The organism is Escherichia sp. MOD1-EC6162 (assembly GCF_002965125.1).
GTDB classification, from domain to species: domain Bacteria; phylum Pseudomonadota; class Gammaproteobacteria; order Enterobacterales; family Enterobacteriaceae; genus Escherichia; species Escherichia marmotae.
Genome location: NZ_PTSB01000001.1, coordinates 88,635 through 108,498 on the forward strand (window position 1 = coordinate 88,635; position 19,864 = coordinate 108,498).

The 19,864-nt window shown below is 51.0% G+C and carries 12 protein-coding genes; 7 read left to right on the top strand and 5 right to left on the bottom strand.

The annotated features are described in order from the left end of the window. Positions 1-24: 24 nt before the first annotated feature. Positions 25-2,652: a DNA topoisomerase (ATP-hydrolyzing) subunit A gene (gene gyrA, locus A9587_RS00405; protein WP_016248987.1), complete on the bottom strand. Its 2,628-nt coding sequence runs from the start codon at positions 2,650-2,652 to the stop codon at positions 25-27. 146 nt (positions 2,653-2,798) lie between these two features. Here gyrA and ubiG point away from each other — a divergent pair, with 146 nt between their 5' ends. Next, a complete protein-coding gene (ubiG, locus tag A9587_RS00410; RefSeq protein WP_016242523.1) occupies positions 2,799-3,521 on the top strand; it encodes a bifunctional 2-polyprenyl-6-hydroxyphenol methylase/3-demethylubiquinol 3-O-methyltransferase UbiG in 723 nt (240 codons plus the stop codon). Between the two features lie 145 nt (positions 3,522-3,666). On the opposite strand, the gene yfaL is transcribed toward ubiG, so the two are convergent. Continuing rightward, positions 3,667-7,413 carry an AIDA-I family autotransporter adhesin YfaL/EhaC gene (gene yfaL / locus A9587_RS00415; protein ID WP_105263883.1) on the bottom strand — a complete coding sequence of 1,249 codons (3,747 nt, stop codon included), beginning with the start codon at positions 7,411-7,413 and terminating at the stop codon, positions 3,667-3,669. A 689-nt stretch (positions 7,414-8,102) separates the two neighbouring features. Here yfaL and nrdA point away from each other — a divergent pair. The 3 genes from nrdA to yfaE all read left to right on the top strand — a co-directional run bounded on the left by nrdA (position 8,103) and on the right by yfaE (position 11,837). Continuing rightward, positions 8,103-10,388 (top strand): class 1a ribonucleoside-diphosphate reductase subunit alpha, encoded by a 2,286-nt coding sequence (gene nrdA, locus A9587_RS00425; protein ID WP_001075189.1) that lies wholly within the window; start codon positions 8,103-8,105, stop codon positions 10,386-10,388. A gap of 64 nt (positions 10,389-10,452) precedes the next feature. Continuing rightward, positions 10,453-11,583 carry a class Ia ribonucleoside-diphosphate reductase subunit beta gene (nrdB, locus tag A9587_RS00430; RefSeq protein ID WP_000332038.1) on the top strand — a complete coding sequence of 377 codons (1,131 nt, stop codon included), beginning with the start codon at positions 10,453-10,455 and terminating at the stop codon, positions 11,581-11,583. After that, the gene (gene yfaE, locus A9587_RS00435) at positions 11,583-11,837 is read left to right on the top strand and encodes a ferredoxin-like diferric-tyrosyl radical cofactor maintenance protein YfaE (protein ID WP_000135039.1); all 255 of its coding nucleotides are present in this window, start codon (positions 11,583-11,585) and stop codon (positions 11,835-11,837) included. Before nrdB ends, yfaE begins: the two co-directional genes overlap by 1 nt. A 353-nt stretch (positions 11,838-12,190) precedes the next feature. Here yfaE and inaA read toward each other — a convergent pair whose 3' ends face one another. The 3 genes from inaA to glpT all read right to left on the bottom strand — a co-directional run bounded on the left by inaA (position 12,191) and on the right by glpT (position 15,522). Further along, positions 12,191-12,841, bottom strand: coding sequence for a lipopolysaccharide kinase InaA (gene inaA, locus A9587_RS00440; RefSeq protein WP_016248989.1), 651 nt, complete (start codon positions 12,839-12,841; stop codon positions 12,191-12,193). 241 nt (positions 12,842-13,082) lie between these two features. Beyond that, positions 13,083-14,159, bottom strand: a complete 1,077-nt coding sequence (gene glpQ, locus A9587_RS00445; RefSeq protein ID WP_105263435.1) for a glycerophosphodiester phosphodiesterase — start codon at positions 14,157-14,159, stop codon at positions 13,083-13,085. Between the two features lie 4 nt (positions 14,160-14,163). After that, positions 14,164-15,522, bottom strand: a complete 1,359-nt coding sequence (gene glpT / locus A9587_RS00450) for a glycerol-3-phosphate transporter (protein WP_000948746.1) — start codon at positions 15,520-15,522, stop codon at positions 14,164-14,166. A 272-nt stretch (positions 15,523-15,794) separates the two neighbouring features. Here glpT and glpA point away from each other — a divergent pair, with 272 nt between their 5' ends. From glpA to glpC, 3 genes are read left to right on the top strand one after another with little or no spacing between them, the layout of a single operon-like run. Then, positions 15,795-17,423: an anaerobic glycerol-3-phosphate dehydrogenase subunit A gene (gene glpA, locus A9587_RS00455; protein WP_105263436.1), complete on the top strand. Its 1,629-nt coding sequence runs from the start codon at positions 15,795-15,797 to the stop codon at positions 17,421-17,423. Then, entirely contained in the window at positions 17,413-18,672 is a 1,260-nt protein-coding gene (gene glpB, locus A9587_RS00460; RefSeq protein WP_016262172.1) for a glycerol-3-phosphate dehydrogenase subunit GlpB, read from the top strand. The genes glpA and glpB overlap by 11 nt, the downstream gene beginning before the upstream one ends. Then, positions 18,669-19,859 carry an anaerobic glycerol-3-phosphate dehydrogenase subunit GlpC gene (gene glpC / locus A9587_RS00465; RefSeq protein WP_001000345.1) on the top strand — a complete coding sequence of 397 codons (1,191 nt, stop codon included), beginning with the start codon at positions 18,669-18,671 and terminating at the stop codon, positions 19,857-19,859. Before glpB ends, glpC begins: the two co-directional genes overlap by 4 nt. Positions 19,860-19,864 lie beyond the last annotated feature (5 nt).

A 19,864-nucleotide genomic window follows, 5' to 3' on the forward strand; every position in this document is an offset into this window, starting at 1 on the left:
CCCTTTTGGCATGAAGCGATGAAATTATTCTTCTTCTGGTTCGTCGTCAACGTCCACTTCCGGAGCGATTTCATCGTCCCCTTCCGCAGCACTGCCGTCGATAGCATCCAGCTCTTCGTCGTCAACTGGCTCTGCGACACGTTGCAGCCCCACCACGTTTTCATCTTCCGCTGTACGGATGAGGATAACGCCCTGAGTGTTACGACCAACCACACTGATTTCCGAAACACGTGTACGCACCAGCGTACCGGCATCAGTGATCATCATGATCTGGTCGCAGTCATCTACCTGCACCGCACCAACCACTAACCCGTTACGTTCAGTGACTTTGATGGAGATAACCCCTTTCGTCGCACGCGACTTGGTTGGGTATTCCGCCACCGCAGTACGCTTACCGTAACCGTTTTGCGTTGCGGTAAGGATTGCACCATCACCACGTGGAACGATCAGAGATACGACTTTATCACCTTCGCCTAAACGGATACCGCGAACACCAGTGGTGTTGCAGCCCATCGCGCGAACAGAAGATTCTTTAAAGCGCACCACTTTACCTTCAGCGGAGAACAACATCACTTCGTCTTCGCCGCTGGTCAGGTCAACGCCAATCAGTTCATCGCCTTCAACCAGTTTGATTGCCACTTTACCAGCGGTACGCAAGCGGTTGAATTCGGTGAGGACGGTTTTCTTCACAGTGCCGTTAGCTGTCGCCATGAAGACTTTCACGCCTTCTTCAAACTCGGTCACCGGCAGAATGGCGGTGATACGTTCGTCCTGTTCCAGCGGCAACAGGTTAACGATCGGACGACCACGTGCACCACGAGAGGCTTCAGGCAACTGATAAACCTTCATCGAATAAACGCGACCACGACTGGAGAAGCACAGAATATGATCGTGGGTGTTCGCCACCAGCAACCGGTCGATAAAGTCTTCTTCTTTTATACGTGCGGCAGATTTACCTTTCCCGCCACGACGCTGCGCTTCGTATTCCGAAAGCGGCTGATACTTCACGTAGCCCTGGTGAGAAAGCGTTACGACCACATCTTCCTGGGTGATCAGATCTTCCAGGTTGATATCAGCGCTGTTAGCCGTGATTTCAGTACGACGTTTGTCACCAAACTGTTCACGAACCAGTTCCAGTTCTTCACGGATCACTTCCATAAGGCGATCGGCACTGCCAAGAATACGCAGCAGTTCAGCAATCTGATCCAGCAGCTCTTTGTATTCGTCGAGCAGTTTTTCGTGCTCAAGGCCGGTCAGTTTCTGCAGACGCAGATCCAGAATCGCCTGAGCTTGCTGTTCGGTCAGGTAGTACAGACCGTCACGCACGCCGAACTGTGGCTCCAGCCATTCCGGACGCGCAGCATCGTCGCCCGCACGTTCCAGCATCGCGGCAACGTTGCCCAACTGCCACGGATTGGCAACCAGCGCAGTTTTCGCTTCTGCCGGGGTCGGCGCATGACGGATCAGCTCGATGATCGGATCGATGTTCGCCAGCGCCACGGCTAATGCTTCAAGGATATGAGCACGGTCGCGCGCTTTACGCAGTTCGAAGATGGTACGACGCGTCACCACTTCGCGGCGGTGACGGACAAACGCTGCGATAATGTCTTTCAGGTTCATGATCTTCGGCTGACCATGATGCAATGCCACCATGTTAATACCGAAAGAAACCTGCAACTGGGTCTGGGAGTAGAGGTTGTTGAGCACCACTTCACCGACCGCATCGCGTTTAACTTCAATCACAATGCGCATACCGTCTTTGTCAGACTCGTCACGCAGCGCGCTGATGCCTTCCACGCGTTTTTCTTTTACCAGCTCCGCAATCTTCTCGATCAGGCGAGCTTTGTTCACCTGATACGGAATCTCGTGGACGATAATGGTTTCACGCCCGGTTTTGGCGTCAACTTCCACTTCGGCACGCGCGCGGATATACACCTTGCCGCGACCGGTACGGTAAGCTTCTTCAATGCCACGACGACCGTTGATGATTGCTGCCGTCGGGAAGTCTGGTCCCGGGATGTGTTCCATCAGCCCTTCAATGCTGATGTCTTCATCTTCGATATACGCCAGACAACCGTTGATCACTTCCGTCAGGTTGTGCGGCGGGATGTTGGTTGCCATACCTACGGCGATACCGGAAGAACCGTTCACCAGCAGGTTAGGAATTTTGGTCGGCATGACGTCCGGAATTTTTTCCGTGCCGTCATAGTTATCAACGAAATCGACCGTCTCTTTTTCGAGATCGGCCATCAGTTCATGGGCAATTTTCGCCAGACGGATTTCCGTATAACGCATTGCCGCCGCGGAGTCGCCGTCGATAGAACCGAAGTTGCCCTGACCGTCTACCAGCATGTAACGCAGCGAGAATGGCTGCGCCATACGGACGATCGTGTCATAGACCGCCGAGTCACCATGGGGATGGTATTTACCGATTACGTCACCAACGACACGGGCAGATTTTTTATAGGCTTTGTTCCAGTCATTGCCTAGTACGTTCATGGCGTAAAGTACGCGACGGTGTACCGGCTTCAGGCCATCTCGGACATCTGGCAGCGCACGGCCAACAATGACCGACATCGCATAATCCAGATAGGAGCTTTTCAGCTCTTCCTCAATGTTGACCGGTGTAATTTCTCTCGCAAGGTCGCTCATCTAACCGCTATCCCTCTACTGTATCCCGGATTCAAAGGTCGCAAATTATAACACAGCCGCGCAGATTGAGGTAAACCTATACGCTTTATTCACCTGCAATGCCTGATATACTCGCTTGTCTTGCCAATTACGGAGTAGAAGTGCCAATGAATGCCGAAAAATCGCCGGTAAACCATAACGTAGACCACGAAGAGATCGCTAAATTTGAAGCCGTCGCCTCCCGCTGGTGGGATCTGGAAGGCGAGTTCAAACCACTGCACCGCATTAACCCGCTGCGTCTGGGCTATATTGCCGAGCGTTCCGGCGGTTTATTTGGCAAAAAGGTGCTTGATGTCGGTTGTGGCGGCGGCATTCTGGCTGAGAGTATGGCGCGAGAAGGCGCGACAGTGACCGGTCTGGATATGGGCTTTGAGCCATTGCAGGTAGCAAAACTTCACGCACTGGAAAGCGGCATTCAGGTGGAGTACGTGCAGGAAACCGTTGAAGAGCACGCGGCAAAGCATGCCGGACAGTATGATGTGGTAACCTGCATGGAGATGCTGGAGCACGTTCCCGATCCGCAGTCAGTGGTCAGAGCCTGTGCGCAATTAGTAAAACCGGGCGGCGATGTCTTTTTCTCAACGCTTAACCGCAACGGCAAGTCGTGGCTGATGGCGGTAGTCGGCGCGGAATATATTTTGCGCATGGTGCCAAAAGGCACGCACGACGTGAAGAAGTTTATTAAACCGGCAGAACTGCTGGGTTGGGTGGATCAGACCAGTTTAAAAGAACGTCATATGACCGGGCTGCATTACAACCCGATCACTAACTCCTTTAAGCTCGGCCCCGGCGTTGATGTGAACTATATGCTGCATACGCAGAATAAGTGAGATTGTAAGCCGGATCGCACCGAATCCGGCAACGATGCCAATGCCTGATGCGACGCTTGCCGCGCCTTATCAGGCCTACAAACGCTCCAGTAGGCCGGATAAAGCATTTACTCCACATCCGGCAACGATGCCGGGCGGGCAGTAATTACCATTTCACCGTCATCGACAAAAATCCTGCCGTCTGGGCAAAATCATCACTTCCCTTCTGCCACGCCACGCTGCCGCGCAGGGAAACTCGCTGGCTAATATTGCCTGTTATCCCCACTTTTATTTCACCACGCTGCTTCGCCACATCATCGCTAATATTGCTGCCATCTTCTTCAATTTCTGCCGAATGAGGATCGTGATAATAATTCAGATCCAACGTTGGCGTGACATGAACGACGGTATGCCATTCGCTGTGTAATCCCAACCGCATCTGAATATCATCACCCTGCGATTGGGACACCCGAGCACGGTTAGCGGCGGTGAAATCATTTTGCTTCACGCCCTGATAGACAACCTGCGCTTGCGGTTCAATTAATACGCCGCGCATCGGTAACCACTGATACCCCGCCTCCAGCGACGCAACGATCCCTGATGAACGATAATGGTCCACGCCATCGCCTTGCTCGCTGACATCGTTATTAAACCAGGCATATTGCAGCCAGCTATCAAGCCATGCCCCCTGCTTTTGACTGCCATGCTGAAACCAGCTTGATGTCAGACCAACGGCATAACCGCGGTTCTGGTTATCGGCACGGGTTGAGGTGATATTCGAGCGACTATATCCCTGGTTATTGCTGTAGCTTCCAACGCCCGCCAGTGTCCATTCGCCATCATCCCCCCAGTTTTCACTTAACAGGTTGCCACTAAGCTGTATCGTAGAAGTGTCTTCGTGCAGGGCCATTTGCCCCACGGCAGTGTAATGCTCGTGCCCACCCAAAATGCGTAAATGTAGCGATTGACTGTTGCCACCGGCATGGTCGCGTCTCTCCATCACAAATGCCTGGTTTACCGCTCGCAGGTTATTAAGATATCCCCCGGTTTTCGCATTCAACACAGGCTGGTAAGCAGGCATCGGGGTTGGTGCAGGATCAGGCGTGGGATCGGGAGTCGGTTCCGGCTCAGGTAGCGGCGTCGGAGTCTCTTTTTGCGAACGCAAATACCAGTCGCTGTTATCTTCCACCAACATATAGTCGTAAGCGCCCATATTGACGTAGCCGCTGCCCGCCAGACTAAACTGCGCATTGTTCTGAAATTGTGTGGGATCGGCATTGAAATCAACCACTTTAATACCTGTGGATGTCGGCTCGCCAATGCCAGTAATCGGGTTAATCACTACCGTGGTGTTACCGGAGGTATTGCCGTTAAGTACCAGCAGATCGCTTACAGAATCATTACCGTCTAATTCACTATCGAGCAGCAACGTACCGCCGCCATTGTAATCGCCATTCACCGTCAGTGTGTCGCCAGCAGCACCATTTTGCAGACTCACCTCACCGGAAGTATTGGTCAGATCACCATTGACCGTCACGTCTGAAAGGTAAGTCAGGCTGTCAGTTTCAAGATTGGTATTAAGCTCACCGGTCAACACCGTACCATCGGAGACATTGACCAGAGTACCGCCACCGATAAACAGTGAGGCATCCAACGCGGCGGAAGTCTCCTGTCCGGTTAAACGTAAGACGGTGCCATCGCTGATATCGATAGTGCCGCTGGAAGTCGCATCAATAGACTGAATATCCTGATCCGCACCAGTCTCGAACGTAGCCCCATCACCGACCCACAACGACGAAACATAAGGAAAGATATCCGCAACATCACCTTTCAGCGTGCCTTCCTCCACTCGCACCGCCGACTGCGCCGTACCACTGGCGGTCAGTTCCAGGGTGCCTGCGCCTGTTTTCGTTAGTGTGCTGCCAGCATCCTGATCCTGCCCACTACTGTCGGCCATCAACGCCCCCCATTGCGTGTAGACCCCCGCATCAACTGCGACTTCACCATCAGCGCGCATTTCGATATTACGCCCATGCCCCGCCGTCGCTGAGCATGTGTCAACATCTGCAGTTATCTCCATTACACTATTTTGCTGGTTATCGGTAAAAATGACCTGACGGTTGTAATCCGTATCGCCAAGCTGTGAATTATCGCTAACGATCAGCGTTCCCGAAGCGATTTGCGTAGTGCCCAGATATGGATTGTCATTCGCCAGGCTTACCTGTCTATCACCTGCATCCACTACCACATAGACACCTTTTTTCCCGTCATCGCCAATATGCAGATCGTCGCCGCCATAGAGATCGGCAACGTCCTGACTGCCAATCACCGTGCCGCCACTGCCGCTAATTTCCAGACCATCGTTTTCTGCCGTACCACTCTGCCAGGTAGTAAAATCGGAAAGATCCAGCACACCATTGTTTAGCACGATTGACTGTGGATCGTTCTGCATCGCCGCCAGGTCATCAGCATTACCGGTTAAGGAGAGAATCGCCCCGTCTTCCACCACAATATCGCCGGTCAGTGCCATCGACTGCGCTCCCGTCAGGACATAACTACCGTTTTCAGCAATAGTCAGTTGCCCATCCCCCTGAACAGTCCCGGCAAAACCGCCCTGGTTGACAGTAACATTACCACCGGCGTCAATATTTAAAGTGCCATTCTGAAAACCCGTTAACGAATGTACAAATGTTTGCTGAGTCGTTCCAACGTTAAGCTCAGCCTGATTATCTGTCTGTCCGATACTGCCAACGCTCAGACCATAGCAATTTTGCGGATTGTTTTGGCACTGATTGTCACCAACATTCATCAGCGAATTATTCCGCCCCAACATGACTTCACCGTTTTTAATTCTCATCTCACCGGTAAAATCATTGTTATCAGCGTTAAGCACCAGTTCGCCCGCTCCGGCTTTGGTAATAAAGCCCGTCCCCGCAATGGAATCGATAGCCCCATCATTTTTCGTACTGCCAATGATCAAAGTTTTACCAGCCGCAATATCAAAACGGATCTCACTTGACCCCATATACAGAAAGCCTCCTGCCGCTGCCGAAGCCTCTTCACCGTAAGCAGATGCACTGTTATTCACATCTAATAATACGCCCTCGTTCTGGCTATAACTGTCATCAACAGCGATATCAATAAGATAAGGAGAAATTGCGTTGCTGGTATAAATTGCACCACCATAACCTTCGGCAGTGTTATTTATAAATGAAGTATTATTAATGACTGTAAAGCCTGATGGATGTGTTTTATCGTTATTATTATCGGTAATATCGATAGCTCCACCATCGCCATCACTGTAACTCGTTGATGTATATGCCTGATTATTATTAAAAACCGTGTTATTTAAGTAGACATTATTATTAATTGAATAAATTGCGCCACCTTTGCCATCGTTAGCAATATTATCTGTAAATACAGCATTGGTGACGCTAAGATCAATATCACCAGCGTCATTTGTCCCCGCGGAATAAATCGCCCCCCCATACCCCCCTGCTACATTACCGTCAAAAATAACCTGAGTAATATTCAGCGTTGAATTTTCTTTCGCAAAGATAGCCCCGCCATTATTATACTCACCACTCACGGTATTATTTTCAAACAGCGTCATCCCTGTTCCGTCTTGTGCTGACAATGTGAAATTGGCACCTTGTTGTAAAAATACCGCACCTCCACTGGTATCATTTTTCATAGAAGAAAAAATAAGCCATTGCCCGTCAGCAACATTCCAGACCTGTGTACTACCTGAAAGGCTCTGGCGACTGGCCCGGCAACTGGCTATAACGTTAACACCCTGACATGAAGGCATAATCTGCGACGCTGCATTCGCTCGTGTAAACGCACATGCAACGACAGCCAGAAAAATTAAGAGATATTCTTTCCTGATAAAAACAATCCATTTTTTATTCATAATCTGACAGCCTGTGAGAAATAACACGCCATCATTAAAAGACATATTACGATTGTAGATAATGACTAATTGTAAGCAAGAAGAATTTAAAACCTATATACTAAAAATATTATCTTCTGAAAGAGATTAATTATTCTTTTTGATATTCACTAAATTATGAAATAACAATAATTAAAACACATCAAACTGATTAATTCGTTTCTTGTTTACCTGGAATAATCAACATCGCAAATTTTTATTTCACATCTGCTGATTAAAAAATACCGCTTCCGTGAACCACAACCATTTACATTCGCTCACATCATAAACATAACATTAAGTCACAACGTGATATGAATTTGTGCTGGTATCAATTTTCGCCACTCCTGACATAAGCGCAATAAATAACCTGGATCAATAATTATCTCAAATTGAACGTTCAAGAAATCACCGAACGGTTATTTTTAACAATTTTTTCTCTTCCCATTGACTTTCCCGGACACCTTGTCTGACCTAAGGTGCGTGGAAGCCACTTTTCCCGTTGCGACTTATCCACAAAGTTATGCACTTGCAAGAGGGCCATTTTCACACTATCTTGCAGTGAATCCCAAACATACCCCCTATATATAGTGTTCATTGCGACTTTCCTTACTACAGGTAGTCAAAGCGATGCTATTGCGGAAAGTATTCCAAAAACAGGTACGACATACATGAATCAGAATCTGCTGGTGACAAAGCGCGACGGTAGTACAGAGCGCATCAATCTCGACAAAATCCATCGCGTTCTGGACTGGGCGGCAGAAGGGCTGCATAACGTTTCGATTTCCCAGGTCGAGCTGCGCTCCCACATTCAGTTTTATGACGGCATCAAGACCTCCGACATCCACGAAACCATTATCAAGGCTGCCGCTGACCTGATCTCCCGTGAAGCACCGGATTATCAGTATCTCGCCGCGCGTCTGGCGATCTTCCACCTGCGTAAAAAAGCCTACGGCCAGTTTGAGCCGCCAGCGCTGTACGATCACGTGGTAAAAATGGTTGAAATGGGCAAATACGATAATCATCTGCTGGAAGACTACACGGAAGAAGAGTTCAAGCAGATGGACACGTTTATCGATCACGACCGTGATATGACCTTCTCTTACGCTGCTGTTAAACAGCTTGAAGGCAAATATCTGGTACAAAACCGCGTGACCGGAGAAATCTACGAGAGCGCCCAGTTCCTCTATATTCTGGTTGCTGCGTGCCTGTTCTCGAATTACCCGCGTGAAACGCGTCTGCAATACGTGAAGCGTTTTTACGATGCGGTTTCCACGTTTAAGATTTCGTTGCCGACGCCAATCATGTCCGGCGTGCGTACCCCGACTCGCCAGTTCAGCTCCTGCGTACTGATCGAGTGCGGCGACAGCCTGGATTCCATCAATGCCACCTCCAGCGCAATCGTGAAATACGTTTCCCAGCGTGCAGGTATTGGCATCAACGCCGGTCGCATTCGTGCACTGGGTAGCCCGATTCGCGGCGGCGAAGCGTTTCACACGGGTTGTATCCCGTTCTATAAACATTTCCAGACCGCAGTGAAGTCCTGCTCCCAGGGCGGTGTACGCGGTGGTGCAGCTACGTTGTTCTACCCAATATGGCATCTGGAAGTTGAAAGCCTGCTGGTGCTGAAAAACAACCGTGGGGTTGAAGGCAACCGCGTGCGCCATATGGACTACGGTGTACAAATCAACAAGCTGATGTATACCCGTCTGCTGAAAGGTGAAGATATTACCCTGTTCAGTCCATCCGATGTTCCGGGGTTATACGACGCGTTCTTTGCCGATCAGGAAGAATTTGAGCGCCTGTACACCAAGTATGAGAAAGACGACAGCATCCGTAAACAGCGCGTGAAAGCGGTTGAGCTATTCTCGCTAATGATGCAGGAACGCGCGTCTACCGGTCGTATCTATATTCAGAACGTTGACCACTGCAACACCCACAGCCCATTTGATCCGGCTGTTGCGCCAGTGCGCCAGTCTAACCTGTGCCTGGAAATCGCCCTGCCGACCAAACCGCTGAATGACGTCAACGACGAAAACGGTGAAATCGCGCTGTGTACGCTGTCTGCTTTCAACCTGGGCGCAATTAACAGCCTGGATGAACTTGAAGAACTGGCGATTCTGGCAGTACGTGCGCTTGATGCGCTACTGGATTATCAGGATTACCCAATCCCGGCGGCAAAACGCGGGGCAATGGGTCGTCGTACGCTGGGTATTGGCGTGATCAACTTCGCTTACTATCTGGCGAAGCACGGTAAACGTTACTCCGACGGCAGCGCCAACAACCTGACGCACCAAACCTTTGAAGCGATCCAGTATTATCTGCTGAAAGCGTCTAACGAACTGGCAAAAGAGCAAGGCGCGTGCCCGTGGTTTAACGAAACCACCTACGCAAAAGGGATCCTGCCGATCGATACCTACAAGAAAGATCTGGATGCTATCGCCAATGAGCCGCTGCATTACGACTGGGAAGCATTGCGTGAGTCGATCAAAACCCACGGCCTGCGTAACTCCACGCTTTCAGCGCTGATGCCGTCAGAAACCTCTTCGCAGATTTCTAACGCCACCAACGGTATTGAGCCGCCACGTGGTTACGTCAGCATTAAAGCGTCGAAAGACGGGATTCTGCGCCAGGTGGTGCCAGACTATGAACACCTGCACGACGCCTATGAGCTGCTGTGGGAAATGCCGGGTAATGATGGTTATTTGCAACTGGTGGGTATCATGCAGAAATTCATCGACCAGTCGATCTCTGCTAACACCAACTACGATCCATCGCGCTTCCCGTCAGGAAAAGTGCCGATGCAGCAGTTGCTGAAAGACCTGCTCACCGCCTACAAATTCGGGGTCAAAACGCTGTATTATCAGAACACCCGTGATGGCGCAGAAGACGCGCAGGACGATCTGGTGCCGTCAATCCAGGACGATGGCTGCGAAAGCGGTGCATGTAAGATCTGATATTGTGATGCCGGATGCGGTGTGAACGCCTTATCCGGCATTAAACTCCCAACAGGACATATTCATGGCATATACCACATTTTCACAGACGAAGAATGATCAGCTCAAAGAACCGATGTTCTTTGGTCAGCCGGTCAACGTGGCTCGCTACGATCAACAAAAATATGAAATCTTCGAAAAGTTGATCGAAAAGCAGCTCTCTTTCTTCTGGCGTCCGGAAGAAGTTGATGTCTCCCGCGACCGTATCGATTATCAGGCGCTGCCAGAGCACGAAAAGCACATCTTTATCAGCAACCTGAAGTACCAGACGCTTTTGGATTCCATTCAGGGTCGTAGTCCGAACGTGGCACTTCTGCCGCTGATTTCGATTCCAGAACTGGAAACCTGGGTAGAAACCTGGGCGTTTTCGGAAACTATTCACTCCCGTTCCTACACGCACATTATTCGTAATATTGTTAACGATCCGTCTGTTGTGTTTGACGATATTGTCACCAACGAGCAGATCCAGAAACGCGCAGAAGGGATTTCGGCTTACTACGACGAACTGATCGAAATGACCAGTTACTGGCACCTGCTGGGCGAAGGCACCCACACCGTTAACGGTAAAACCGTAACTGTCAGCCTGCGCGAGTTGAAGAAAAAACTCTATCTGTGCCTGATGAGCGTTAATGCGCTGGAAGCAATTCGCTTCTACGTCAGCTTCGCTTGTTCCTTCGCTTTCGCTGAACGTGAGCTGATGGAAGGCAATGCCAAGATTATTCGCCTGATTGCCCGTGACGAAGCACTACACCTGACCGGCACTCAGCATATGCTGAATCTGCTGCGCAGCGGTGCGGACGATCCGGAAATGGCGGAAATTGCCGAAGAGTGCAAACAAGAGTGCTATGACCTGTTTGTCCAGGCGGCGCAACAGGAGAAAGACTGGGCGGATTATCTGTTCCGTGACGGTTCAATGATTGGTCTGAACAAAGACATTCTCTGCCAGTACGTTGAATACATCACCAATATCCGTATGCAGGCTGTCGGTTTGGATCTGCCGTTCCAGACACGCTCCAACCCGATCCCGTGGATCAACACCTGGCTGGTGTCTGATAATGTGCAGGTTGCTCCGCAGGAAGTGGAAGTCAGTTCTTATCTGGTCGGACAGATTGATTCGGAAGTGGACACCGACGATTTGAGTAACTTCCAACTCTGATGGCTCGCGTTACCCTGCGCATCACTGGCACACAACTGTTGTGCCAGGATGAACACCCTTCCCTTCTGGCAGCGCTGGAATCCCACAACGTGGCGGTTGAATATCAGTGTCGCGAAGGCTACTGCGGCTCCTGTCGCACGCGTCTTGTTGCAGGCCAGGTGGACTGGATTGCCGAACCGTTAGCCTTTATTCAGCCAGGGGAAATTTTGCCCTGTTGTTGCCGGGCAAAAGGCGATATTGAAATCGAGTTGTGATCGAGTACTAGTGCCAGATGCGACGCTGACGCGTCTTATCTGTCTTACAACGGCTTTTTGTAGGTTGGATAAGGCGTTTACGCCGCATCCAACATGGCATGCGCGAATAGTTGCCAGATGCGACGCTGATGCGTCTTATCTGGCCTACAACGGCTTTTTGTAGGTTGGATAAGGCGTTTACGCCGCATCCAACATGGCATGCGCGAATAGTTGCCAGATGCGACGCTGACGCGTCTTATCTGGCCTACAACGGCTTTTTGTAGGTTGGATAAGGCGTTTACGCCGCATCCAACATGGCATGCGCGAATAGTTGCCAGATGCGACGCTGATGCGTCTTATCTGGCCTACAACGATTACATGGCGTAGTAATACGCTTTCACCTGTTCCCAGTCCGCTTTAGGGATCGGCTCCAGATATTTCTCCAGTTGCCGGAAGTCATGATTAATCGCTTTATGGCGACGCAGACGACGGCGACTTTTCTCCAGATCAAGAAAACCGGCTTCTGGCTTACCTTCTGTTTTCACATAGATATGGCGAACGTAGCAGCAGCCGTGTTGACGATTAACGCTATGCATCTTTTTAAATGCCAGCGCCACTGCTTCCAACATTGCTTGCCGTACATCGTTGGGATAGGGCATTACTGCATGCTGTGCATACCAGTCAGCAATACTGACAAAACCCGCCATATCTTCAGTCACCAGTAACGCACGCCATTCGCCATCAATTTTCACCGCTTCTCCAAAAACGATTTTCGGCACAATCACGCCAGCGCGTTCCAGATCTTTTATCACCGCAACCTCGCGCACAATCGTCGGGCGACCAAACGGATAGCGGATAGAATGAAACAGGTGCCGAGTCATGCGCTTTACATACAGCTTTTTGCCGTTGTGCTCGACGCATTGCACCCCACTCATGCCGTTGCGGCGGTAATTCGGTTTCTCAACCCAGTCACCTTCTGTAGCCCACCAATGATTGAATTCGTCGATTTTTGCTGAAACTGCCATACCCTGTCGCCTTGTTTTTATTGTTAACGACAATGACTATAGGTGTTCACCTTAAGAAAAACTTAATAAAAAGTGTTTCTTAAGGGATTTCATTTGTCGGGAACTCGTCATCTCACGCCAAAGAACAGCAAGCAAAGATAACCAACTGACTTTATTGAAGAATTAATTTCACTCTGACGTGAATGGGATTTTGAATGAAGGGAAATAGCGGATGGCACGTAAGTGCCATCCGAGACTGAAGTTACTCTTTATTGAGGAATTTTACTGCTTTATCCGGGAAGTCCGTAAACAGTCCATTAACACTCGCTTTGTTATACAGAGCGTCATACAGTTGATTCACATCGGTCGTATATTCTGGCAGCTTATCCGACCGCACGGTATAAGGATGCACAACCAACTTATTCTGCTGCGCGTCTTTCACCATTCCGGTAAGTTTAATATTGCCCGGCTGCGATGTCTCATCAATCACCATATGGTAATCCGGGCCAATGCCGTCAGCATACTCCGCTACCTGCTTCATGGCACCCGGCTTAAACATCCAGTCGTAACTGTAATTAACCCAGGTTCCATCTGGTTGTTTCTGCTGGGTTTCATTCCAGTCAGTATAGGCAATCAGTTGAACCAGATTAAGATCCATGCCCATTTTCGGTTCCAGCTCATTTTTAATACGTTTCAGCTCATCAGCATCAAAGCATTGCAAATAAACTTTGTCATCTTTACCGGTGTAACCGTATTTTTTCAGCACTTCCAGGGTTTTAGCCGCAATATCTTTCCCTTCCTGATGATGAAACCACGGCGCTTTAATTTCTGGATAGATGCCGATATTTTTCCCCGTCGAGTGGTTTAACCCCTGAACAAATTCAATCTCTTCTTCGAAAGTGTGCACACGAAAGTCAGATTTCCCCATCGGGAAGCGTCCGGGGAAAGTCTGCACTTTTTTGCCATTTTCAATATCAAAGCCTTCAGTGAATTTTAAAGACTTAATTTCATCCAGCGTAAAATCTATCGCGTAGTAACGGCCATCTTTACGCGCCCGCTCCGGAAAACGCTCGGCCACATCAGTAACGCGGTCAAGATAGTGGTCATGCAGGACGACCAGATGGTCGTCTTTGGTCATCACTAAATCCTGCTCCAGATAATCCGCCCCTTGTGCATACGCCATCGCTTTTGCGGGTAGCGTATGCTCCGGCAAATAACCGCTTGCGCCGCGATGGGCTATTACAATTTTCTCGCTGTTGTCTGCCGCCATTGCACTGCTTCCCATGATCATTCCACTCATCATGATCGCCATGCTAAGGTTTTTAAGTGTCAGTTTCATGCCATTAGCCTCCGTTGCGTTTTTGCTGTAATTCCTGATGGCGACGTTTTTCGCCAATCATCACGACAATTAACAAGATAACTGCCAGAATGCTGCCGCCAATCATCACCATGAAGCCGCCATCCCAGCCGAAGTAGTCAACGGTGTAACCGACAATTGCGCTTGCCGCCACAGAACCGCCAAGATAACCAAACAGCCCGGTAAAGCCCGCCGCCGTACCTGCTGCTTTTTTCGGTGCCAGTTCCAGCGCGTGCAGACCTATCAGCATGACAGGACCGTAGATCAGGAAGCCAATGACAATCATGCAAACCATATCAACAGTCGGATTACCTGCCGGGTTCATCCAGTAAACAATAGTAGCGATGGTCACCAGAGTCATAAAGAAGACGCCAGTTGCCCCACGGTTACCGCGGAAGACTTTATCCGACATCCAGCCACACAGCAGAGTGCCCGGAATGCCCGCGTACTCATAAAGGAAGTAGGCCCAGGAAGATTTATCCAGCGCGAAATGCTTCACCTCTTTCAGGTAGGTTGGCGACCAGTCGAGGATGCCGTAGCGCAGCAGATAAACGAATACGTTGGCAATAGCGATGTACCACAGCAGCTTGTTCGGCAGTACGTACTGCATGAAAATCTGCTTCGCAGTCAGTTCCTGTTCCGCTTTTTCGTTATAGTCGTCCGGATAATCATTTTTGTACTCTTCGATCGGCGGCAAACCACAGGATTGTGGGGTATCGCGCATCATGGCAAAAGCGAAAAGCGCCACCAGAATGGCACAGAAAGCAGGCATATAGAGCGCCGCGTGCCAGTCATTAAACCAGGCCATACCCAGCAGGAACAGCAGCGGCGGAATACCACCACCGACGTTATGCGCACAGTTCCATACTGACACAATGCTGCCACGCTCTTTCTGCGACCACCAGTGCACCATAGTACGACCACACGGCGGCCATCCCATTCCCTGGAACCAACCGCAGAGGAACAGAAGAACAAACATCACCGCAATGCTGGAAGTCGCCCACGGCACAAAGCCCATAAACAGCATCACTGCCGCCGCAAGAATCAAACCTGCTGGCAGGAAAACGCGCGGATTCGAGCGATCCGAAACTGACCCCATGATGAATTTCGAAAACCCGTAAGCAATGGAGATACCGGAAAGGGCAAAACCTAAATCCCCACGAGAGAATCCCTGCTCCACCAGATAGGGCATAGCGAGAGCAAAGTTCTTACGAACCAGATAGTAAGCGGCATAACCAAAGAATATCCCCAGGAAAATTTGCCAGCGCAATCGACGATAAGTCGGATCGATCTCCGCAGCAGGTAGGCGCGCTTTGTGTGGCGCTGGTTTAAAAATACTCAACATTTATAGCCTCCGTGGCCCGTGGTCTTATTTATGATTAACAGACTGATTCAATAGAAGAACCTGCCGTTTCTTGAGTGGCCGCGATGTTAATTAATCATTCATTTTATGAATGTGAATTACCGCACACATTATTAAATAAGATTGTCAAAATGTTCCGAAAGACGCATGAAATCACGTTTCACTTTCGAATTATGAGCGAATATGCGCGAAATCAAACAATTCATGTTTTTACTATGGCTAAATGGTAAAAAACGAACTTCAGAGGGATAACAATGAAAACTCGCGACTCGCAAACAAGTGACGTGATTATCATTGGCGGCGGCGCAACGGGAGCCGGGATTGCCCGCGACTGTGCCCTGCGCGGGCTGCGCGTGATTTTGGTTGAGCGACACGATATCGCAACAGGCGCGACCGGGCGTAACCACGGTCTGCTGCACAGCGGCGCACGTTATGCAGTAACAGATGCGGAATCCGCCCGCGAATGCATTAGTGAGAACCAGATTTTAAAACGCATCGCGCGTCACTGTGTCGAACCGACCAACGGCCTGTTTATCACCCTGCCGGAAGATGACCTCTCTTTCCAGGCTACGTTTATTCGCGCTTGTCAGGAGGCGGGGATCAGCGCGGAAGCCATTGATCCGCAGCAAGCACGCATTATCGAACCTTCCGTTAACCCGGCATTGATTGGCGCGGTAAAAGTCCCGGATGGCACCGTGGACCCATTCCGCCTGACCGCTGCGAACATGCTCGATGCAAAAGAACACGGTGCGGTTATCCTCACCGCCCATGAAGTCACTGGCCTGCTTCGTGAAGGCGCGACGGTGTGTGGCGTTCGCGTGCGCAATCATCTTACAGGCGAAACCCAGGCGCTCCATGCACCAGTGGTGGTGAATGCTGCCGGGATCTGGGGGCAACATATTGCCGAGTATGCCGATCTGCGTATTCGCATGTTCCCGGCCAAAGGATCGCTGCTGATCATGGATCACCGCATTAATCAGCACGTGATCAATCGCTGCCGTAAACCTTCTGACGCTGATATTCTGGTGCCCGGCGATACCATTTCACTGATTGGCACCACCTCTTTACGCATTGATTATGACGAAATTGACGATAATCGGGTGACGGCAGAAGAGGTGGATATCCTGCTGCGTGAAGGGGAAAAACTGGCTCCGGTGATGGCGAAAACGCGCATTCTGCGTGCCTACTCTGGTGTGCGCCCACTGGTTGCCAGCGATGACGATCCGAGCGGGCGTAATGTCAGTCGCGGCATCGTGCTGCTCGATCACGCCGAACGCGATGGCCTGGACGGATTTATCACCATTACCGGCGGCAAACTGATGACCTACCGTCTGATGGCGGAATGGGCCACAGATGCCGTCTGCCGCAAACTGGGCAACTCGCGCCCCTGCACAACCGCCGACCTGGCACTACCGGGTTCACAAGAACCGGCTGAAGTGACACTGCAAAAAATCATTTCCCTCCCTGCACCACTTCGCGGTTCTGCGGTTTATCGTCACGGTGATCGCACGCCAGACTGGTTAAGTGAAGGCCGCTTGCACCGGAGCCTGGTGTGCGAATGCGAAGCTGTCACTGCAGGCGAAGTGCAATACGCGGTAGAAAATTTAAACGTCAACAGCCTGCTGGACTTACGCCGTCGCACCCGTGTGGGGATGGGGACCTGTCAGGGCGAACTCTGCGCCTGCCGCGCCGCCGGACTGCTGCAACGCTTTAACGTCACCACGTCCGCGCAATCTATTGAGCAACTTTCCACCTTCCTTAACGAACGTTGGAAAGGTGTGCAGCCCATTGCCTGGGGCGATGCGCTGCGCGAAAGCGAATTTACCCGCTGGGTTTATCAGGGACTGTGTGGTCTGGAGAAGGAGCAGAAAGATGCGATTTGATACTGTCATTATGGGCGGCGGCCTTGCCGGATTACTCTGCGGCCTGCAACTACAAAAACACGGTCTGCGTTGTGCGATTGTCACTCGCGGTCAGAGCGCGCTGCATTTCTCGTCCGGCTCACTGGATTTACTAAGCCATCTGCCAGATGGGCAGCCGGTGACAGATATTCACGACGGACTGGAAACATTGGGTCGCCTGGCCCCCTCCCATCCCTACAGCCAACTCGGCCCACAGCGCGTGCTCGACCTCGCTTGCCAGGCGCAGGCGTTAATTGCAGAAAGCGGTGCGCAATTGCAGGGCAGCGTAGAACTGGCTCACCAGCGGGTTACTCCTCTCGGCACGCTACGCTCAACCTGGCTAAGCTCACCAGAAATCCCAGTCTGGCCGCTGCCCGCGAAGAAAATATGCGTAGTGGGAATAAGTGGCCTGATGGATTTTCAGGCACACCTGGCGGCAGCCTCGTTACGTGAATTAAATCTTGCTGTCGAAACTGCTGAAATTGAATTGCCGGAACTGGATGTCTTACGCAATAACGCCACCGAATTTCGTGCAGTGAATATTGCCCGTTTCCTTGATAACGAAGAAAACTGGCCACTGTTGATCGATGCGCTTATCCCTGTTGCCAACACCTGTGAAATGATCCTGATGCCCGCCTGTTTCGGCCTGACCGATAACAAACTGTGGCGCTGGCTGAATGAGCAACTGCCCTGTTCATTAATGTTACTGCCAACATTGCCGCCTTCCGTGCTGGGTATTCGTCTGCAAAATCAGCTTCAACATCAGTTCGTGCGCCAGGGCGGTGTGTGGATGCCGGGCGATGAAGTAAAAAAAGTGACCTGCAAAAATGGCGTCGTCAGTGAAATATGGACCCGTAATCACGCCGATATTCCGCTACGTCCACGCTTTGCCGTGCTTGCCAGTGGCAGCTTCTTTAGCGGGGGGCTGGTGGCAGAACGCGACGGTATTCGCGAACCGATTCTCGGCCTTGATGTGCTGCAAACCGCCACGCGGGGTGAGTGGTATCGAAGTGACTTTTTCGCTCCGCAACCGTGGCAACAATTCGGCGTGACCACTGACGAGGCGCTACGCCCGTCGCTGGCAGGTCAAACGATAGAAAACCTGTTTGCCATTGGTTCGGTGCTGGGCGGATTTGATCCCATAGCCCAGGGATGCGGCGGCGGCGTTTGTGCTGTCAGTGCATTACATGCTGCTCAACAGATTGCCCAACGCGCAGGAGGCCAAGAATGAACGATACCAGCTTCGAAAACTGCATCAAGTGCACCGTCTGCACCACCGCCTGTCCGGTGAGCCGGGTGAATCCGGGCTATCCGGGGCCAAAACAGGCGGGACCAGATGGCGAACGTCTGCGTCTGAAAGATGGCGCACTGTATGACGAGGCGCTGAAATATTGCATTAACTGCAAACGTTGCGAAGTCGCCTGTCCATCCGATGTGAAGATTGGCGATATCATCCAGCGCGCACGAGCAAAATACGACACCTCGCGCCCGTCGCTGCGCAATTTCGTTTTAAGTCATACCGACCTGATGGGCAGCTTTTCTACGCCGTTCGCGCCTATCGTTAACACCGCTACCTCACTAAAACCGGTGCGACAACTGCTTGATGCCGCGTTAAAAATCGACCACCGTCGCACACTGCCGAAATACTCCTTCGGCACCTTCCGCCGCTGGTATCGCAGCGTGGCGGCACAGCAGGCGCAGTATAAAGATCAGGTGGCGTTCTTCCACGGCTGCTTCGTCAATTACAACCATCCACAACTGGGTAAAGATTTAATTAAAGTACTCAACGCGATGGGAACGGGCGTGCAACTGCTCAGCAAAGAGAAATGCTGCGGTGTGCCGCTGATTGCCAACGGTTTTACCGATAAGGCGCGTAAACAGGCGATTATCAACGTGGAATCGATCCGCGAAGCTGTCGGAGCGAAAGGCATTCCGGTGATTGCCACCTCCTCCACCTGTACGTTTGCCCTGCGCGATGAATATCCGGAAGTGTTGAATGTCGACAACAAAGGCTTACGCGATCATATCGAACTGGCAACCCGCTGGCTGTGGCGCAAGTTAGATGAAGGCAAAACCTTGCCACTTAAACCGCTGCCGCTGAAAGTGGTTTATCACACCCCATGCCATATGGAAAAAATGGGCTGGACGCTCTACACCCTGGAACTATTACGTAAAATCCCTGGGCTTGAACTGACAGTGTTGGATTCTCAGTGCTGCGGTATTGCTGGTACTTATGGATTCAAAAAAGAGAACTACCCCACCTCACAAGCCATCGGAGCGCCACTGTTCCGTCAGATAGAAGAGAGCGGCGCGGATCTGGTCGTCACCGACTGCGAAACCTGCAAATGGCAGATTGAGATGTCCACGAGCCTTCGCTGCGAACACCCGATTACTCTGTTGGCCCAGGCGCTGGCTTAAACTCC

Bases quoted from the DNA above. Each gene is read 5' to 3' on its own strand.
- glpQ (WP_105263435.1), bottom strand. From the start codon at position 14,159: ATGAAACTGACACTTAAAAACCTTAGCATGGCGATCATGATGAGTGGA.
- gyrA (WP_016248987.1), bottom strand. From the start codon at position 2,652: ATGAGCGACCTTGCGAGAGAAATTACACCGGTCAACATTGAGGAAGAG.
- nrdA (WP_001075189.1), top strand. From the start codon at position 8,103: ATGAATCAGAATCTGCTGGTGACAAAGCGCGACGGTAGTACAGAGCGC.
- ubiG (WP_016242523.1), top strand. From the start codon at position 2,799: ATGAATGCCGAAAAATCGCCGGTAAACCATAACGTAGACCACGAAGAG.
- glpC (WP_001000345.1), top strand. From the start codon at position 18,669: ATGAACGATACCAGCTTCGAAAACTGCATCAAGTGCACCGTCTGCACC.
- yfaL (WP_105263883.1), bottom strand. From the start codon at position 7,413: ATGAATAAAAAATGGATTGTTTTTATCAGGAAAGAATATCTCTTAATT.
- yfaE (WP_000135039.1), top strand. From the start codon at position 11,583: ATGGCTCGCGTTACCCTGCGCATCACTGGCACACAACTGTTGTGCCAG.
- glpT (WP_000948746.1), bottom strand. From the start codon at position 15,522: ATGTTGAGTATTTTTAAACCAGCGCCACACAAAGCGCGCCTACCTGCT.
- glpB (WP_016262172.1), top strand. From the start codon at position 17,413: ATGCGATTTGATACTGTCATTATGGGCGGCGGCCTTGCCGGATTACTC.
- nrdB (WP_000332038.1), top strand. From the start codon at position 10,453: ATGGCATATACCACATTTTCACAGACGAAGAATGATCAGCTCAAAGAA.
- inaA (WP_016248989.1), bottom strand. From the start codon at position 12,841: ATGGCAGTTTCAGCAAAAATCGACGAATTCAATCATTGGTGGGCTACA.
- glpA (WP_105263436.1), top strand. From the start codon at position 15,795: ATGAAAACTCGCGACTCGCAAACAAGTGACGTGATTATCATTGGCGGC.